This window comes from Mesorhizobium sp. M7A.F.Ca.US.006.04.2.1 (assembly GCF_004022915.1).
In the GTDB taxonomy this organism is placed as follows: domain Bacteria; phylum Pseudomonadota; class Alphaproteobacteria; order Rhizobiales; family Rhizobiaceae; genus Mesorhizobium; species Mesorhizobium ciceri.
Genome location: NZ_RZQA01001214.1, coordinates 1 through 1,379, shown reverse-complemented (window position 1 = coordinate 1,379; position 1,379 = coordinate 1). Strand labels below are relative to the sequence as shown.

Here is a 1,379-nt window from a genome sequence, read left to right as displayed (position 1 = left end):
TATCGGGACAGGCCCGCAGCACCAGTCCAATCGGGTAGCCTTTCGGCTTCTCGGGCGGGTGGGATGTTGGCTCGGCCTCCGCCCTGCTTTTCTCGAAAGCCGGTTCAAATACAAAAGTGGAGTCTGTGTTTGAATCAGATTGCTGCCGCTCATTATGGGACTCATTGCCGCTAGGATTCTTGGCATTTGTGAAGCTTTCCAGCATCTTGTTGACCGCTTCGTGCAGCTCTACCAGCTCGGCGACGACCCCTTCCAGCTCCGACAGGCCTGCCCGGCGTGGAATTGCGTCCACAATGGCCCGGAACCGCTTCCACAGCGTTCCCCAGTCCCCGGGCACATCCTCCTCGACAGCGGCCTCGATCAGCTTATGGATGTCGCGGCGGTGCAGCGTGATGCGCTCCCGCATCAGTCTGAGCGCCCGACCGTCGGCTCGAACCTGGTCGGCCGCCTGCTGAAACTCCGCTGCCCTGGTGATCAACGGGGCCAGGGAGAAGCCGAAGGCCTCCACCACAGCCCCGCCCGGCCCTTTGCGGGCAAATCTTTTGCCGTTGGCGCTGTCCCTGCGGATGATGAGGCCGCAACTTACCAGTTCCGCCAGGTTCCTGCGCAGCGTGGAATCGGCCATGCCGTGCGCCCGCAGCGATAGCTGAGCGTTGGACGGAAAGACCATCAACCCGTTTTCCTCGCTGATCTGGTCGTCTGGATAAAACGTCAAAAGCCCGCTGAGCACCGCCAGGGCGCGATCGCCGACGCCGACAATCGACTTGCCCTCGCACAGCCACCGATAAACCTGCCATTTCTCGACGACAGACCCCTGAGGTATCTGCCTTGACGCCGTGTTGGCTTTCACCAACGCAAGCGTCATCGGCCGCCGCCCAAAGGGCGTCGTCGCAAACCCACTCTCCATTTCCCTCGCCTTTCAATAAGGCAAAAGAAATCTGCTCGCCGAAATGGCGCCACGACTCTTGACAGTGATTCGGGGAAGTGCGATTCTCAGCTTGCTACAGACGAGAAGGGCTTCCGCGACGGCGACGTTCGGGGGCCTTTTTCTTTTGCGGTTTCAGTCTCCTGTTTTCTTGGCTGTTTCCGATTGCCGAAAAGCCTCGAAAAGCTCGTCCAGCCGATCGGTTATGAACGCTCCGAACGGCGAGGCTTCCTTGGCCTTCAGGGCAAGCGTAAACACTTTTCCTGTGTCGGTGATCTTGGCTCGCACGGATCTGTCGTGCGGTGCCCAAGCCTTTTCCTGTGTCTTCGATGCTGCTGGCGCGCGTTTTGCCGGCGCGCTCATGAAGTCGAACAGACGCGCAAATCGTGCGTCACTGCCTGACGTGGCGAACTCTGGACTTGCCACATAGTCGGCCGCCCTGCCCGCGCTATCC

The 1,379-nt window shown here is 60.2% G+C and carries 2 protein-coding genes; both read right to left on the bottom strand.

Going from position 1 to position 1,379, the window contains the following annotated elements:
* Positions 1–907 (bottom strand): plasmid replication protein RepC (gene repC / locus EN925_RS35925; protein WP_128337374.1); only part of this gene is annotated, 907 nt, incomplete at its 3' end.
* A gap of 153 nt (positions 908–1,060) precedes the next feature.
* Positions 1,061–1,379: plasmid partitioning protein RepB C-terminal domain-containing protein (locus tag EN925_RS35920; protein WP_281040697.1), on the bottom strand; the 319-nt coding region annotated here is incomplete at its 5' end.